This is a genomic window from Streptomyces fumanus (assembly GCF_014655295.1).
In the GTDB taxonomy this organism is placed as follows: domain Bacteria; phylum Actinomycetota; class Actinomycetes; order Streptomycetales; family Streptomycetaceae; genus Streptomyces; species Streptomyces fumanus.
Window position 1 is genome coordinate 60,360 of sequence record NZ_BNBI01000015.1, and the last position, 14,213, is coordinate 74,572.

Genomic DNA, 14,213 nt, shown 5'->3' on the forward strand with positions numbered 1-14,213 from the left:
CCGAAGCTGGGAAGAAGCTGTGCACAGATTGCCGCCGACTTTTTCCACTCACAGGACAAAGAACGGCGTCACGCCGGTCCCGCACGCCCCCGGCAGCGGCCTTTCAGGACCCCGGCTCCGCACGGGCGTGGTACGAGCGCCGGGTGTGCTCGGTGTGCTCCCGCATCAACCGGGTCGCGCGCTGCTCGTCCCGGTCGGCGATGGCGGCGATCAGCTCGCGGTGCTCCACCCAGGACTGCCGTCCGCGCTGCCGGGCGACCGGCGTGTAGTACCAGCGGACCCGGCGGTCGACCTGGGCGGCGAGCTCGGCGAGGACGGCGTTCCCGGCGAGTTCCATCACCTTGGCGTGGAAGCGGGCGTTCAGGGCGACCGCGGCGTCCACGTCGTCGGCGGCGACGGCCCGCTCGCCCTCGGCGCACAGCTCCTCCAGGGCGGCCACACCCGCGTCGCCGGCGCCCGCGGCGGCGAGCCGGGCGGCCTCGGCCTCCAGCAGCGTACGGACGGTCAGGAGCTGGTCGGCCTCGGCCTCGGTCGGCTCGTGCACGAAGGCGCCCTGGGCGGGGCGGAGATCGACCCAGCCCTCGCTGTTCAGCCGCTGGAGGGCCTCGCGCACGGGCTGGCGGGAGACGCCGAGGTGGCCGGCGAGTTCGCTCTCCACGAGGTGCTGGCCCGGGCCGAGGGCGCGGGTGGTGATGAGCTCCAGCAGGGCCTCGTAGACCCGGTCCCGCAGCGGGCCGGGGCGTTCGAGCTTGGGTACCGCCCCCTGGGGCAGTCCGGTCGACAACATCGCGGTCCCCTCGGCGAAGACGATGGTAAACGGAAAGACAGCGCTGATCGCGGAACGGTAAAGACCGTAAAGGGATTATCAAGTGTCTTTCGTCTACAGTCTACGGTGCGCGCGTCGGTACGCCGGGGCGGGCCGGGGCGCTCAGGGGCAGCGGACGACCTGTCCGGCGTAGGAGAGGTTGCCGCCGAAGCCGAACAGGAGGACCGGGTCGCCGGTGCCGATCTCGCCGCGTTCGACCAGCTTGGCCAGGGCGAGCGGGATGCTGGCCCCTGAGGTGTTGCCGGACTCGGTGACATCGCGGGCGACCACGGCGCGGCGGGCGCCGATCCGCTCGGCGAGGGGTTCGATGATGCGCAGGTTGGCCTGGTGCAGGACGACGGCGGCGAGGTCGGCGGGGTCGGTGCCGGCCCGGGCGCAGACCTCGCGGGCGATCGCGGGCAGCCTGGTGGTGGCCCAGCGGTAGACGCTCTGCCCCTCCTGGGCGAAGCGCGGGGGCGTGCCCTCGATGCGTACGGCGTGGCCCATCTCGGGCACCGAGCCCCACAGCACCGGCCCGATGCCGGGTTCCGCGCCCGGGGCGCACGGCTCGACGACCGCGGCGCCGGCCCCGTCGCCGACGAGGACGCAGGTGGTGCGGTCGGTCCAGTCGGTGACGTCGGACATCTTGTCGGCGCCGACGACCAGGGCGCGGCGCGCGGCACCGGCGCGGACGGCGTGGTCGGCGGTGGCGAGGGCGTGCGTGAAGCCGGCGCAGACCACGTTGACGTCCATGGTGGCGGGCGCGGCCATGCCCAGCCGGGCGGCGACGCGGGCGGCCATGTTCGGGGAGCGGTCGATGGCGGTGGAGGTGGCGACCAGCACCAGGTCGACCTCGCCGGGGGCGAGCCCGGCCGCGGCGAGGGCCTTGGCGGCGGCGTGCGCGGCCAGCTCGTCGACCGGTTCGTCGGGACCGGCGATGCGGCGGGTGCGGATGCCGACCCGGCTCGTGATCCACTCGTCGCTGGTGTCGACCAGGCCCGCCAGGTCCTCGTTGGTGAGGATCCTGGCGGGCTGGTAGTGGCCGACGCCGCTGATACGCGAGCCGTGCATGGGCGGACACCCCTCTGCCTTCGGGTTGCGGGATCCACCAGTCTGATCAGTGACTCACGGGTACGGCGGCAGGTGAAGCGACAGGAAACGGCAGCGCGGCTTGTCGGCTTCCGTCAGACGCGCGGGGGCCGGACGGGTGTCCGTCACCCGGTGAACAACTGGGTCGCCTTCCGTACCAGTTCGTACAGGCCGTAGGCGAGCGGCAGCCCGACCCAGGCCCAGGCCAGGACGGTCAGGCCGCGCCGGTCAGGCGGACTCTGGCTGCTGTCGGGGGACATCGGCGGCCTCCTCGGTCTCGGCGCGGGGGACGTGGTGGCGGGGGTGGACGGGGCGGACGAGTTCGTTGGCGGCGAAGCCGACGGCCAGCAGGCCGATCATGATCACCAGGGAGAGGGCGTACAGGGAGGAGCCGTGGTGGCCGGCCTCCTCGCGCCGGTCGGCGATCCAGTTGACGATCAGCGGCCCGAGGACGCCGGCGGTGGACCAGGCGGTGAGCAGCCGGCCGTGGATGGCGCCGACCTGGTAGGTGCCGAAGAGGTCCTTCAGATAGGCGGGCGCGGTGGCGAAACCGCCGCCGTAGAAGGAGAGGATGACCAGCGCGCAGAGCACGAACAGCGGCTTGGAGGAGTCGCCGAACAGCGCGATCAGGGCGTACATCACCGCGCCGGCGCCCAGGTAGACGCGGTAGACGTTCTTGCGGCCGATCAGGTCGGAGGCGGAGGACCAGCCGATCCGGCCGGCCATGTTGGCGGCCGACAGCAGGGCCACGAATCCGGCGGCGGCGGTCGCGGAGACCGGTGTGGAGGTGCCGGCGAAGAAGTCGGTGATCATCGGGGCGGCCTTCTCCAGGATGCCGATGCCCGCCGTGACGTTCATGCAGAGCACGATCCACAGGCACCAGAACTGCGGGGTGCGGACCGCGCCGCGCGCCGAGACCTGCGGCCCGGCGAGCGCGCTCGGCGCGCCCTGGACCGGACGCGCGGTGCGCGGCACCCGCACCAGCAGCACGCCCAGCGTCATGAACACGGCGTACGTCAGTCCGTGCACCAGGAAGGCGAGGGCGATGCCGGAGCTGTCGTCGCCGAAGGACTCCAGCATCCGCGCCGACCAGGGCGAGGCGATCAGCGCGCCGCCGCCGAAGCCCATGATGGCGATGCCGGTGGCCATGCCGGGCCGGTCCGGGAACCACTTGATCAGGGTGGAGACGGGCGAGATGTAGCCGATGCCGAGGCCGATGCCGCCGACGAAGCCGTAGCCGAGGACGATCAGCCAGTACTGCTCGGTGGCCGCGCCCAGCGCGGAGAGCAGGAAGCCGGAGGAGAAGCAGACCAGGGCGACGGTCATCGCCCAGCGCGGGCCGCGCCGCTCGACCAGGGTGCCGCCGAACGCGGCGGACAGCCCGAGCATCACGATGCCGAGCTGGAAGGGGAGCGCGCTCTGGGTGCCGCTGAGGCCGAGCGCGGACTCCAGCGGCGGTTTGAACACGGACCAGGCGTACGCCTGCCCGATGGAGAGGTGGACCGAGAGGGCGGCCGGGGGGACGAGCCAGCGGCTCCAGCCGGGGGGTGCGACGGGGGGACTCATGATCCGGAACGGTAGGTACCGCCCGGCGCGTTGAGAAGACCCCGGACACCACGCGATCGCCGCACACGCGCCGGGGTCCGCCCCGCCGCCCGGGCCGGAGTACGACACGCGGGCGGCGGGCATCCGGGACGAGACCCGGCTGAAGGGGACCACGGCGGTGTCCCGCACCTGCGGGATCATGAGATCGTCGAGGTCACCTCGCCGAGACACTTCGGCCACCGGCATGTGCAGCACCGGGACCGACCCGACGGAACGGACTGATGGGGACATGGGACGAGTCACGGAACGACGCAAGGTGATCCGCATCCGGGACGGCGCCGTCTCGGCCCGGCCGGACACCCTCGTCGCCGAGGAACCCCTGGAGATCCGGCTCAACGGCAAGCCCCTGGCGATCACCATGCGCACCCCCGGCGACGACTTCGCGCTCGCCGCCGGGTTCCTGGTCAGCGAGGGCGTCCTCGCCGACCGGGACGACCTGCGCAACATCGTCTACTGCGCGGGCGCCACCGCCGACGGCGGCAACACGTACAACGTGGTCGACGTGCAGACCGCGCCCGGCGTGGTCCTGCCCGACATCACCCTGGAACGCAACGTCTACACCACCTCCTCCTGCGGACTGTGCGGCAAGGCCAGCCTCGACGCGGTACGGACCACCGCCCGCTGGCCCATCGCCGACACACCCCCCGTCCGTCTCGACCCCGGCCTCCTCGCCGGGCTCCCCGACCGGCTGCGCGCCGCCCAGCGGGTCTTCGACCGCACCGGCGGGCTGCACGCGGCGGCCCTGTTCACCGAGGACGGCGACCTCGCCGACGTACGCGAGGACGTCGGCCGGCACAACGCGGTCGACAAACTCGTCGGCCGCGCGCTGCAGGACGGCCGGCTGCCGCTGTCCCGGTCCGTGCTGCTCGTCTCCGGGCGGGCCTCCTTCGAACTGGCGCAGAAGGCCGTCATGGCGGGCATCCCCGTCCTGGCCGCCGTCTCCGCCCCGTCGTCCCTCGCCGTCGACCTGGCCACCGAGACCGGCCTGACCCTGGTGGGCTTCCTGCGGGGCAGCTCGATGAACGTGTACGCGGGCGCCGACCGCGTCGCCCAGGCGGGCTGACGGGGGGTACGGCTCAGTCGGGGCGGGTGCCCGTGCCGGCCGTGGTCCGTGGCCGGGCGGTGGGGCGGTCCGGGCCGGGGCGCTCCGCCCCGGTCACCGGGTCGTGCGAGCGGCGTCGGGCGATGACCGCGCAGACCATGAGCTGCATCTGGTGGAAGAGCATCAGCGGCAGCACCGCCAGCGAGGCGTGCGCGCCGAACAGGACGCCGGCCATCGGCAGCCCGGAGGCGAGGGACTTCTTCGAGCCCGCGAACTGCAGTGCGATCCGGTCCTCCCGGCCGAACCGCAGCGCCTTGCCCCCGTACCAGGTCAGCGTCAGCATCACGGCGAGCAGCACCGCCTCGACCGCCAGCAGCGCGGCGAGCCGGACGGGGCTGACCTGGTGCCAGACGCCCCGGACCACGCCCTCGCTGAACGCGGTGTAGACGACCAGCAGGATCGAGCCCCGGTCGACCAGCCCGAGGACCTTCTTGTGCCGGGCGACGAAGCCGCCGATCCAGCGGCGCAGCAGTTGTCCGGCGGCGAACGGCACCAGCAGTTGGAGGACGATCTTCAGCACCGAGTCGGCGGAGAACCCGCCGCCGGAGGAGCCGAGCAGGGCGGCGGCCAGCAGCGGGGTGAGGACGATGCCGACGAGGGAGGAGAAGGACCCCGCGCAGATCGCGGCGGGCACGTTGCCGCGGGCGACGGAGGTGAAGGCGATGGAGGACTGGACGGTGGACGGGACCAGGGTGAGGAAGAGCAGGCCCTGGTAGAGCGGGTCGGTCAGCAGCACCGGGACGAGGCCGCGGGCCGCCAGGCCGAGCAGCGGGAAGACGACGAAGGTGCAGGCCAGCACGGTGACGTGGAGCCGCCAGTGCTTGAGTCCGTCCAGTGCCTCGCGGGTGGACAGACGGGCGCCGTAGAGGAAGAACAGGAAGGCGATCGCGGCCGTGGAGGCACCGGAGGCGGCGTCGGCCGCCGTGCCGCGGGCCGGGAGCAGCGCCGCCAGCCCCACCGTCCCGAGCAGCAGCAGGAGGTAGGGGTCGACCGGCGTGCGGCGCGGCCATCGCAGGCGTGTCACGGTGCTCCACTTGCTCGTTCGCTCATCGGGCACGGGGACGCGGGTCCCCGCTCCATCGTGCTCCCTCACCCGGCCATCGGGAATCCGGTACACCACTCTGACTGTGATCGCGTCCCGTGATGACCGTGCCCGTCCCGTACTAACGTGAGCGGATGTACGACCCCTCTCATCTGCGGACCTTCCTCACGGTCGCCCAGACGCTGAGCTTCACGCGGGCCGCCCGGCGGCTCGGGCTGCGCCAGTCGACGGTGAGCCAGCACGTGCGGAAGCTGGAGGACGCCACCGGCCGGCCGCTGTTCACCCGGGACACCCACTCGGTGGAGCTGACCGAGGACGGCGAGGCGATGCTCGGCTTCGCGCGCCGGATCCTCCAGGTGCACGAGCAGGCGACGGCGTTCTTCACCGGGACCCGGCTGCGCGGCCGACTGCGGTTCGGCGCCTCGGAGGACTTCGTGCTGACCCGGCTGCCCGAGATCCTGGAGCGCTTCCGGCACGACCACCCCGAGGTCGACCTGGAGCTGACGGTGGAGCTGTCCGGCACCCTGCACGAGCACCTGGCGGCCGGGAAGCTGGACCTGGTGCTGGCCAAGCGGCGGCCGGAGGACCGGCGGGGCGAGCTGGTCTGGCACGACCGGCTGGTGTGGATCGGCGCCGAGACGCTGCGCCTGGACCCGGCCCGTCCGGTGCCGCTGATCGTCTACCCGCCGCCGGGCATCACCCGGGCGCTCGCCCTGGAGGCGCTCCAGCGCCAGGGCCGCCCGTGGCGGGTGGCCTGCACCAGCGGCAGCCTCAACGGTCTGATCGCGGCGGCCCGCGCGGGCCTCGGCGTGATGGCGCACAGCCGGGGGCTGATCCCGCCCGGTCTGGTGCGCGTCCCCGACCGGGCCGGGCTGCCGGAGCTGGGCCGGGTGGACTTCGTGCTGCTCGCCGGGGAGCGGCGCACCGCGGCGCAGGAGGCGGCGGACGCGCTGGCGGCGGCGATCCTCGCGGGCGGCGACCGGCTGCACGCGGTCAGGACACCGGCCGCGGGTAGATGAGCTGCTTGACCCGGCGCAGGAACGGCGACGCCTCCACGTGCTGGACGCCCGCCAGGTGCCCGAGCGGGCCGCTGAGATAGGCGTACAGGTCGGCGGTGCTGCGGGTGACGGCGGTGGCGATCAGGTTGGCGGGGCCCGCGGTCGCCGCCGCGTGGGCGATCTGGGGGTGGCCGGCGAGGGCCTGGCCGACCCGGTGCAGGGCGGCCGGACCGGCGGTGATCCACAGGGCGGCGACCACCGGGTGCCCGAACGCCGCCGAGTCGTACTCGACGTCGATGTAGAGCGCGCCGGAGGCGAGCAGCGCCGCCAGCCGGCGTTTGACGGCCGACTCGGAACGGCCGGTGGCGCGCTGGAGTTCCGGGTAGGAGGCGCGGCCGTCCCGCTCCAGGACGGCGAGCAGCGGCTCGTCCTCGGGGTCGATCCGGGCGGGCCGGCCGGCGGCCGGGGCCGGGGGCCGCAGCGCGGCGATCTCCTCGTCGGTGAGGGCGCCGTGCTTCAGGAGCCAGCCGGAGGGGCCGCCGTGGAAGCGGTGCAGCAGTTGGTGGGCCCGGATCTCCAGCACCCGCGGGGTGCGCGGCAGCTTGCCGAGCAGCAGGTCGTCGCGGTCGCCGGCGGTGCGCGGGCGGGTGCCGAAGATCACCTCGGTGCCGCCCGAGGCGAGCCCGATCCAGTGGGTGTCGGGCCGTTTGGCGAGCGCGTCGGCGATGGCGAGCGCGCTGTCGGGGACGCAGCGCAGCCGCAGCGTCCACTGGTCCTGGCCGAGCCGCTCGGCGTCGCGGACCGCCAGCACCCGCAGCCCGGCCTCGGCGCACAGCCTGCGGTAGCGGCGGGCGACCGTGCGGTCGGAGACGCCGAGCAGCGCGCCGAGCCGGCTGAACGAGGCCCGGCCGTCGATCTCCAGCGCGCACAGCAGCCGCAGGTCGAGCCGGTCGAAGGTGTCGGATTCCGTCTCCATCGCGCTCTCTCGTGTCGAGTTCCGTCGCCGGGCCGCCGGGCGGCGGGGTCATCGGCCGTGCCCGGCGCATCGTACGGAGGACCGGACGGAGTGTGTCGAAGGAGTGGGGACAATGCGCGCATGGGGACCGCTGACGGCGGTCTGCCTGGGCACGTTCATGCTGTTGCTGGACGTGACGATCGCGGTGGTGGCGCTGCCGGACATGGCGCGGGGGCTGGACGCCTCGCTGAGCGATCTGCAGTGGGTGATGGACGGGTACGCGCTGGCGCTGGCGGCGCTGCTGCTCGGCGCGGGCGCCGCGGCCGACGTGCTGGGGCGGCGGCGGACGCACGTGGCCGGTGTGGCGCTGTTCGCGGTGGCGTCGCTGCTGTGCGGGCTGGCGGCCGGGCCGGGGATGCTGGTGGCCGCCCGGGCCCTGCAGGGCGTGGGGGCGGCGGCGATGTTCGCCACGACGCTGCCGCTGCTGGGCTCGGTCTACCAGGGCCGGCGGCGGTCGGTGGCGCTCGGGGTGTGGGGCGCGGTGAGCGGCGTGGCGGCGGCGGTCGGGCCGGTGCTGGGCGGGCTGCTGACCGACGGTCCCGGCTGGCGGTGGATCTTCTGGGTGAACCTGCCGGTGAGCGTCGTCGCGGTGTGGCTGACGCTGCGGGTGGTGCCGGAGTCGCGGGGGGCGGCCGGCCGCCGGGTCGACTGGCCGGGTACGGCGGCGTTCGCGGCGTTCGCCGGGACGGTGACGTACGGGGCGGTGCGGGCCGGGTCGCACGGCTGGACGGAGGCCGGCACGGTGGCCTCCTTCGCCGGGGCGGTGCTGGCGCTGGGCGCCTTCGTCGCCGTGGAGCGGCGCTCCGCCGATCCGCTGCTCGATCCCCGGCTGTTCGCGCGGCCCGCGTTCTCGGCGGTGATGCTGGGGGCGCTGGCGTTCAACGCGGGGGCGTTCGCGCTGCTGGCGTACACCTCCATCTGGCTGCAGACGCTGCTCGGGATGAGCCCGGTCCGCGGCGGCCTGGTGTTCCTGTGGCTGTCGCTGGCCTCGTTCGCGGTGGCCGCGGCGGGCGGACGGCTGCTGCACGGGGTGCCGGCGCGGTTCACCATCGGGGGCGGGCTGCTGCTGATCGGCGTCGGCCAGTTCTGCATGGCGTCCCTCGACGCCTCGTCCACGGCGTCGGCGCTGGTGCCGGGACTGCTGCTGGTCGGCGTGGGCACCGGACTGGCCGCGCCGGGGATCGCCGGGGCGGCGCTGGCGGCGGTGCCGCCGGAGCGGGCCGGGATGGCGGGCGGCGCGGTCAACACCTTCCGCCAGCTCGGCTATGCGCTCGGCATCGCGGTCTTCGGCACGGTGCTGACCTCGTCGATGGAGGACCGGCTGCCGCACGACGCGGCCCACGCGCTCGCGGGCGGCGCCGCCGGAGCGCTGCGCGGGACCTTCCCGGAGCAGGCGCTGCGCGCGGCCTTCGCCTCCGGGCTGAACGCGGCGGCGGTGACCGCCGGGGCGGTGGCCGCGCTCGCCGGGGTGCTGGTGCTGGCACTGGCCAAGAGCGGGCGGGGACCGCGCGGGACAGTGACGGAAACGGCCGCGCCCACGCTGGACGAGGAGCGGGCCACCACCCGCGACCGACCGCCGTACCGCCGGTAACCATGGCGTACAGGTTCGGTGCAGATAGCTCCACCGAACCTCGCCCAAGGGTCCGGAAACTGTCCGACCCTTCCCCGCGTGAGCGCAATGTCCCCCGCTGACCAGCGCGGACGAGCGCCCGGCAGGTGATCGCGCCCCCTCCCGCCCCCGCCGGGGGTGGGGTAGCTTTCACGGCGCCGTGCGGGACGCCACAAGCATCGGGAGCGGGGTTTGCGCGAGTTCACGAGCCCTCCGTCCGGCCTGGCGCCGCCGGTGGGCGGCCTGGCCGACGCGGTCTTCCAGAACGCCCGGGAGGACCCGGAGCGCGTCGCCCTGGGCCGCAAGGACACGGCGGGGCGGTGGCGGGAGGTGACCGCCGCCGAGTTCCGCGACGAGGTGCTGGCCCTCGCCAAGGGCCTGCTCGCCCAGGGCGTCCGGTTCGGCGACCGGGTCGCGATCATGTCCCGTACCCGCTACGAGTGGACGCTGTTCGACTTCGCGCTGTGGAGCATCGGCGCCCAGGTGGTGCCCGTCTACCCGACCTCCTCGGCCGAGCAGTGCTTCTGGATGCTGCACGACGCCGAGGTCGGCGCCGCGGTGGTGGAGCACGAGGACCACGCGATGACCATCGCCACCGTCATCGACCGCCTCCCCCACCTGAGCCGGCTCTGGCAGCTCGACTCGGGCGCGGTGCGCGAGCTGTACGACGCCGGCGCCCACCTCGACGACGAGGTGGTGCACCGCCACCGCCGCGCGGTCACGCCCGAGTCGGTGGCGACCGTGATCTACACCTCCGGCACCACGGGCCGCCCCAAGGGCTGTGTGCTCTCGCACGGCAACCTGATGTACGAGGCGGACACCGTCCTGGACCGCTGGGCGCCGGTGTTCCGCTCCCGCCGGGGCGAGGAGGTCTCCACCCTGCTGTTCCTGCCGCTGGCCCATGTCTTCGGGCGGATGGTGGAGGTCGCCGCGGTCCGCGGCCGGGTCCGCTTCGGCCACCAGCCGCGGCTCGACGCCGCCGCGCTGCTGCCGGACCTGGCGGCGTTCCGGCCGACCTTCGTGCTGGCCGTGCCGTACATCTTCGAGAAGGTGTTCGACGCGGCGCGGCGCCGGGCCGAGCGGGAGGGCCGGGCCGGGCCGTTCCAGCGGGCCGTGGAGGTGGCCGTCGAGTACGCGGAGGCGCTGGAGGCCAAGGCGTGGGGCGAGGGCCCCGGGCCCTCGGCGGGGCTGCGGATGCGGCACCAGCTCTTCGACCGGCTCGTCTACGCCAAGGTCCGGGCGGCGCTGGGCGGGCACCTGCGCACCGCGATGTCGGGCGGCTCGGCGATGGACCGGCGGCTCGGCCTGTTCTTCGCCGGCGCGGGCGTACGGATCTACGAGGGCTACGGCCTGACCGAGTCCACCGCGGCGGCCACCGCCAACCCGCCCGGCCGCACCCGCTTCGGCACGGTCGGCCCGCCGGTGCCGGGCGTCGGCGTGCACCTCGCGGACGACGGCGAGATCTGGCTGCGCGGCGCCAACGTCTTCCAGGGCTATCTGAACAACCCCAAGGCCACCGACGAGGCCCTGCACGACGGCTGGCTGGCCACCGGCGACCTCGGCACCCTCGACGCGGACGGCTATCTGACCATCACCGGCCGCAAGAAGGAGATCCTGGTGACCTCCGGCGGCAAGAGCGTCCCGCCGGGGCCGCTGGAGGAGCGGGTCCGGGACCATCCGCTGGTCGGCCAGTGCGTCGTGGTCGGCAACGACCGGCCGTACATCGCCGCCCTGATCACCCTGGACCGGGAGGCCGTCGAACACTGGCTGGCGATGTGCGACAAGCCCCGGCTCGACCCGGCCCGGCTCGTGCGGGACGCGGAGCTGGAGGCGGAGGTGCGCCGGGCGGTGGTCGCCGCCAACACGCTGGTCTCCCAGGCCGAGGCGATCAAGACCTTCCGGATCCTGGCCCAGCCGTTCACCGAGGAGCAGGGACTGCTCACCCCCTCGCTGAAACTGAAGCGGAAGGCGATCGAGAAGGCATACGCGGCCGAGGTCGAGGCACTCTACCGGGCATGAGATTCCCCGGTCAGGAATGCATCCCGCCGTGTGATCGTTGACGATGGGAGTACCACCTGACCACAACCGAAGGGTCGACACACTCGTGAGCAGCCAGGTTCCCCCGATCGTCCTGAACAACGGCGTCGAGATGCCCCAGCTCGGCTTCGGTGTCTGGCAGGTGCCGGACGACGAGGCCGAGAAGGCCGTCGCGACGGCACTGGAGTCCGGCTACCGCAGCATCGACACCGCGGCGGCCTACGGCAACGAGAAGGGCACCGGCCGGGCCATCGCCGCCTCCGGCGTCCCCCGCGAGGACCTCTTCGTCACCACCAAGCTGTGGAACGCCGACCAGGGCTACGACTCCACCCTGCGCGCCTTCGACGCCTCCCTGGAGAAGCTCGGCCTGGAGTACGTGGACCTGTACCTGATCCACTGGCCGCTGCCCGCCCGGGACCGTTACGTCGACACCTACAAGGCGTTCGAGAAGCTCCTCTCCGACGGCCGGGCCCGGGCCATCGGCGTCTCCAACTTCCTGCCCGAGCACCTGGAGAAGCTGGCCGGCGAGACCTCGGTCGTCCCGGCGGTCAACCAGATCGAGCTGCACCCGCACCTCCAGCAGGCCGCCGCCCGCGAATACCACGCGGAGCGGGGCATCGCCACCGAGGCGTGGTCGCCGCTCGGCTCCGGCAAGGGCATCCTGGAGGTCCCGGCGATCGTCGCCATCGGCCGCAAGCACGGCCGCACCCCGGCGCAGGTCGTGCTGCGCTGGCACCTCCAGCTCGGCAACATCGTGATCCCCAAGTCCGTGACCCCGTCGCGGATCAAGGAGAACATCGAGGTCTTCGACTTCAGCCTGGACGACGAGGACCTCGCCGCGATCAGCGCGCTGAACGAGGACCGGCGCACCGGCCCGGACCCGGCCACCTTCGACGTGGCCTGACCGCCCGCCGGCCGACGCACTCCGAAGGCCCGGCGCCCCCTTCCACGGGGGTGCCGGGCCTTCGGCGCACCCGGCCGGAGCCGGCCGATCCCCTGGCCGGCTCCGCCGGCGACGCCCGGTGGGGCCCGGCCCTGGGAGGAAGAGACCGGGCCCCGTGGGGCGGAGTGCGGCTTATGACAGCGGCGGGTAGGCGTTCTTCATGAGCTCCTGGAACTGCGCGGAGAACCAGTGCCCGGACAGCGGCGCGTCGGGCAGCGCGCCGGACATGTTGTTGTTGTTCCGCGGGTTGCCGGTGTACGTGGGGTCGCACATCCGGTCGAAGCCCTTGCCCTCGTCGTTCTCGATCGCCTTGCTGGCGCCGTCGGACTCACCCGGGGGCTTGATCCAGACGTAGGCGTCGATCCCGGTGGCCGGGTTGGCCCGCGGCCGCTCGCCGAGGCCCGCTCCGGCCTGGTTGCACCAGTTGCCGGTGTTGAGCCGGCGGTCGTAGCGGCCGCCGTCGACGTAGGTGTCGACGTTCGTGGTGGCGCCGGGCCCGGTGGGCCGCTTGCTGCCGCCCCAGCCGTTGCGGGAGGTGTCGATCAGCATGCCGATCTTGCTGTCGAAGCCGATCGAGACCAGCTTCTCGCGCATCGCCTGGGCGTAGGACTGCTCGTCGACGTAGCGGTTCCAGTCCACCCACTTCGACTGGCGCACGGACGTCCCGTTCACGGTGTCCGTGATCTTGAAGTTGTCCTCCTTGAGGGCGCTGTAGTTGGCGGTGTTGACGATGAAGCCGTGCACGTCGTTGACGGTCGCGCCCTCGGTGGTCGCGGCGGTCTTGAACATCTCGGCCGAGGGGCCGAAGTTGTCGTCCCAGCCCAGCCAGCCGTGGTGTCCGGCGTCGATGTAGTTGTAGACGTTGGGCACGTCGCCGAGCTTGTTCAGCGCGTAGCCGACGCCCTTCTGGTAGTTGCCGTTGGCCTTCATCACGTCGCAGGTGGGCGTGGCGGTGGCCCGCGGGCTGACGTTGGTGACCAGGTTGGGCAGCGAGTCGATCTCGATGATGGGAACGATCCGCAGCGAGGCGTACTTCGAGTCCGACAGGATCTTGGCGATCGGGTCGATGTACTGCGTCTTGTACTTGTCGATCTCCGTCGGGCCCAGCTCGCCGTTGGAGGCGAGGGCGGCGCAGTCACGGCCGGGCAGGTTGTAGATGACGAGCTGGATGTACAGCTCGTCGGAGCCCTTCTGCCGCAGCGCCTCGTCGAGGTGGTCCCGCAGGCCCATGCCGCCGTTGACACCGTTGATCGCGGCGGTCCGGTCCAGCCACACACCGGTGGGCTGGTTGGAGATCCGGCTGCCGCCGGGCTCGGCCGCGGCCTTCGCGGACCACTCCGGGTTCACATAGCCCTTGGCGCCGGCGTACGGGTTGTCCACCCGGGTGCCCGGGTTGCCGGGGTTGCCCGGGTCGGTCGGGCCGCCCGGGTCGGTCGGACCGCCGCCGCCGTCGACGTTGCAGGTCACTCCGTCCAGGGTGAAGGTGGCCGGGACGGCGTTGGTGCCGCTGTAGCTGCCCTGGAAACCGAAGCTCACGGAGCCGCCGGTGGACAGGGCGGCGTTGTACGACTCGTTGGCGGCGGTGACCGCGGTGCCGCTCTGGCTGATCTTCGCGTTCCAGCCGTTGACGACCTTCTGGTTGCCGGCGTAGGACCACTTCAGCGACCAGGACGTCTTGGCGGCACTGTTGTTGGTGATCGTGACGGCGGCGGTGAAGCCGGTGTCCCACTGGTTCTGCACCTTGTAGTCCACGGTGCAGGGTACGGCCGCCGCGCCGACGTCTCCGGGAACGACGGCGACCGCCGTCCCGGTTGCCCCTGCGACGAGCGCCAGGGCGGCCAGTAACGCTGTTCTGGTACGGCTCATGGATGCGGGTTTCCTCTTCGGTCGTGTGCCGATTGATGGAACCGCTCCCACTGGTGCCGATGAAGCTAGCGCCAAGCCAGGGCAAAGAACAGAGGCGGAACC

Annotated in this window: 12 protein-coding genes; 5 read left to right on the forward strand and 7 right to left on the reverse strand. The window is 73.1% G+C overall.

The genetic code is table 11. The features are described 5' to 3' along the window. Positions 1–103 precede the first annotated feature (103 nt). The 4 genes from IE316_RS28885 to IE316_RS28895 all read right to left on the reverse strand — a co-directional run bounded on the left by IE316_RS28885 (position 104) and on the right by IE316_RS28895 (position 3,460). Positions 104–787, reverse strand: coding sequence for a GntR family transcriptional regulator (locus IE316_RS28885; protein WP_190207472.1), 684 nt, complete (start codon positions 785–787; stop codon positions 104–106). 141 nt (positions 788–928) lie between these two features. Further along, positions 929–1,876 (reverse strand): beta-ketoacyl-ACP synthase III, encoded by a 948-nt coding sequence (locus IE316_RS28890; protein ID WP_190207473.1) that lies wholly within the window; start codon positions 1,874–1,876, stop codon positions 929–931. A 143-nt stretch (positions 1,877–2,019) separates the two neighbouring features. After that, positions 2,020–2,154: an MFS transporter small subunit gene (locus IE316_RS36035; RefSeq protein ID WP_268257657.1), complete on the reverse strand. Its 135-nt coding sequence runs from the start codon at positions 2,152–2,154 to the stop codon at positions 2,020–2,022. Continuing rightward, entirely contained in the window at positions 2,123–3,460 is a 1,338-nt protein-coding gene (locus IE316_RS28895) for an OFA family MFS transporter (RefSeq protein WP_190207474.1), read from the reverse strand. The genes IE316_RS36035 and IE316_RS28895 overlap by 32 nt, the downstream gene beginning before the upstream one ends. A gap of 268 nt (positions 3,461–3,728) precedes the next feature. Between IE316_RS28895 and fdhD the strand changes: the two genes are divergently transcribed. Beyond that, positions 3,729–4,562 (forward strand): formate dehydrogenase accessory sulfurtransferase FdhD, encoded by an 834-nt coding sequence (gene fdhD, locus IE316_RS28900; protein ID WP_190207475.1) that lies wholly within the window; start codon positions 3,729–3,731, stop codon positions 4,560–4,562. A 13-nt stretch (positions 4,563–4,575) separates the two neighbouring features. Here fdhD and IE316_RS28905 read toward each other — a convergent pair whose 3' ends face one another. Further along, complete coding sequence (locus tag IE316_RS28905) at positions 4,576–5,625, reverse strand: bile acid:sodium symporter family protein (protein WP_190207476.1); 1,050 nt, start codon at positions 5,623–5,625, stop codon at positions 4,576–4,578. Between the two features lie 152 nt (positions 5,626–5,777). Between IE316_RS28905 and IE316_RS28910 the strand changes: the two genes are divergently transcribed. Continuing rightward, the gene (locus tag IE316_RS28910) at positions 5,778–6,662 is read left to right on the forward strand and encodes a LysR substrate-binding domain-containing protein (RefSeq protein ID WP_190207477.1); all 885 of its coding nucleotides are present in this window, start codon (positions 5,778–5,780) and stop codon (positions 6,660–6,662) included. Here IE316_RS28910 and IE316_RS28915 read toward each other — a convergent pair. Further along, positions 6,637–7,617: an Lrp/AsnC family transcriptional regulator gene (locus IE316_RS28915; protein WP_190207478.1), complete on the reverse strand. Its 981-nt coding sequence runs from the start codon at positions 7,615–7,617 to the stop codon at positions 6,637–6,639. The two genes, IE316_RS28910 and IE316_RS28915, sit on opposite strands and share 26 nt — an antisense overlap. 112 nt (positions 7,618–7,729) lie before the next feature. Between IE316_RS28915 and IE316_RS28920 the strand changes: the two genes are divergently transcribed. The 3 genes from IE316_RS28920 to IE316_RS28930 all read left to right on the forward strand — a co-directional run bounded on the left by IE316_RS28920 (position 7,730) and on the right by IE316_RS28930 (position 12,206). After that, on the forward strand, positions 7,730–9,247 hold the full coding sequence (locus tag IE316_RS28920; RefSeq protein ID WP_190207479.1) for an MFS transporter: 1,518 nt from the start codon (positions 7,730–7,732) through the stop codon (positions 9,245–9,247). Between the two features lie 210 nt (positions 9,248–9,457). Continuing rightward, positions 9,458–11,284, forward strand: a complete 1,827-nt coding sequence (locus tag IE316_RS28925) for an AMP-dependent synthetase/ligase (protein ID WP_190207480.1) — start codon at positions 9,458–9,460, stop codon at positions 11,282–11,284. 85 nt (positions 11,285–11,369) lie between these two features. Beyond that, positions 11,370–12,206: an aldo/keto reductase gene (locus tag IE316_RS28930; RefSeq protein WP_190207481.1), complete on the forward strand. Its 837-nt coding sequence runs from the start codon at positions 11,370–11,372 to the stop codon at positions 12,204–12,206. A 171-nt stretch (positions 12,207–12,377) separates the two neighbouring features. On the opposite strand, the gene IE316_RS28935 is transcribed toward IE316_RS28930, so the two are convergent. After that, complete coding sequence (locus IE316_RS28935) at positions 12,378–14,111, reverse strand: glycoside hydrolase family 6 protein (protein WP_190207482.1); 1,734 nt, start codon at positions 14,109–14,111, stop codon at positions 12,378–12,380. Between the last annotated feature and the right edge of the window lie 102 nt (positions 14,112–14,213).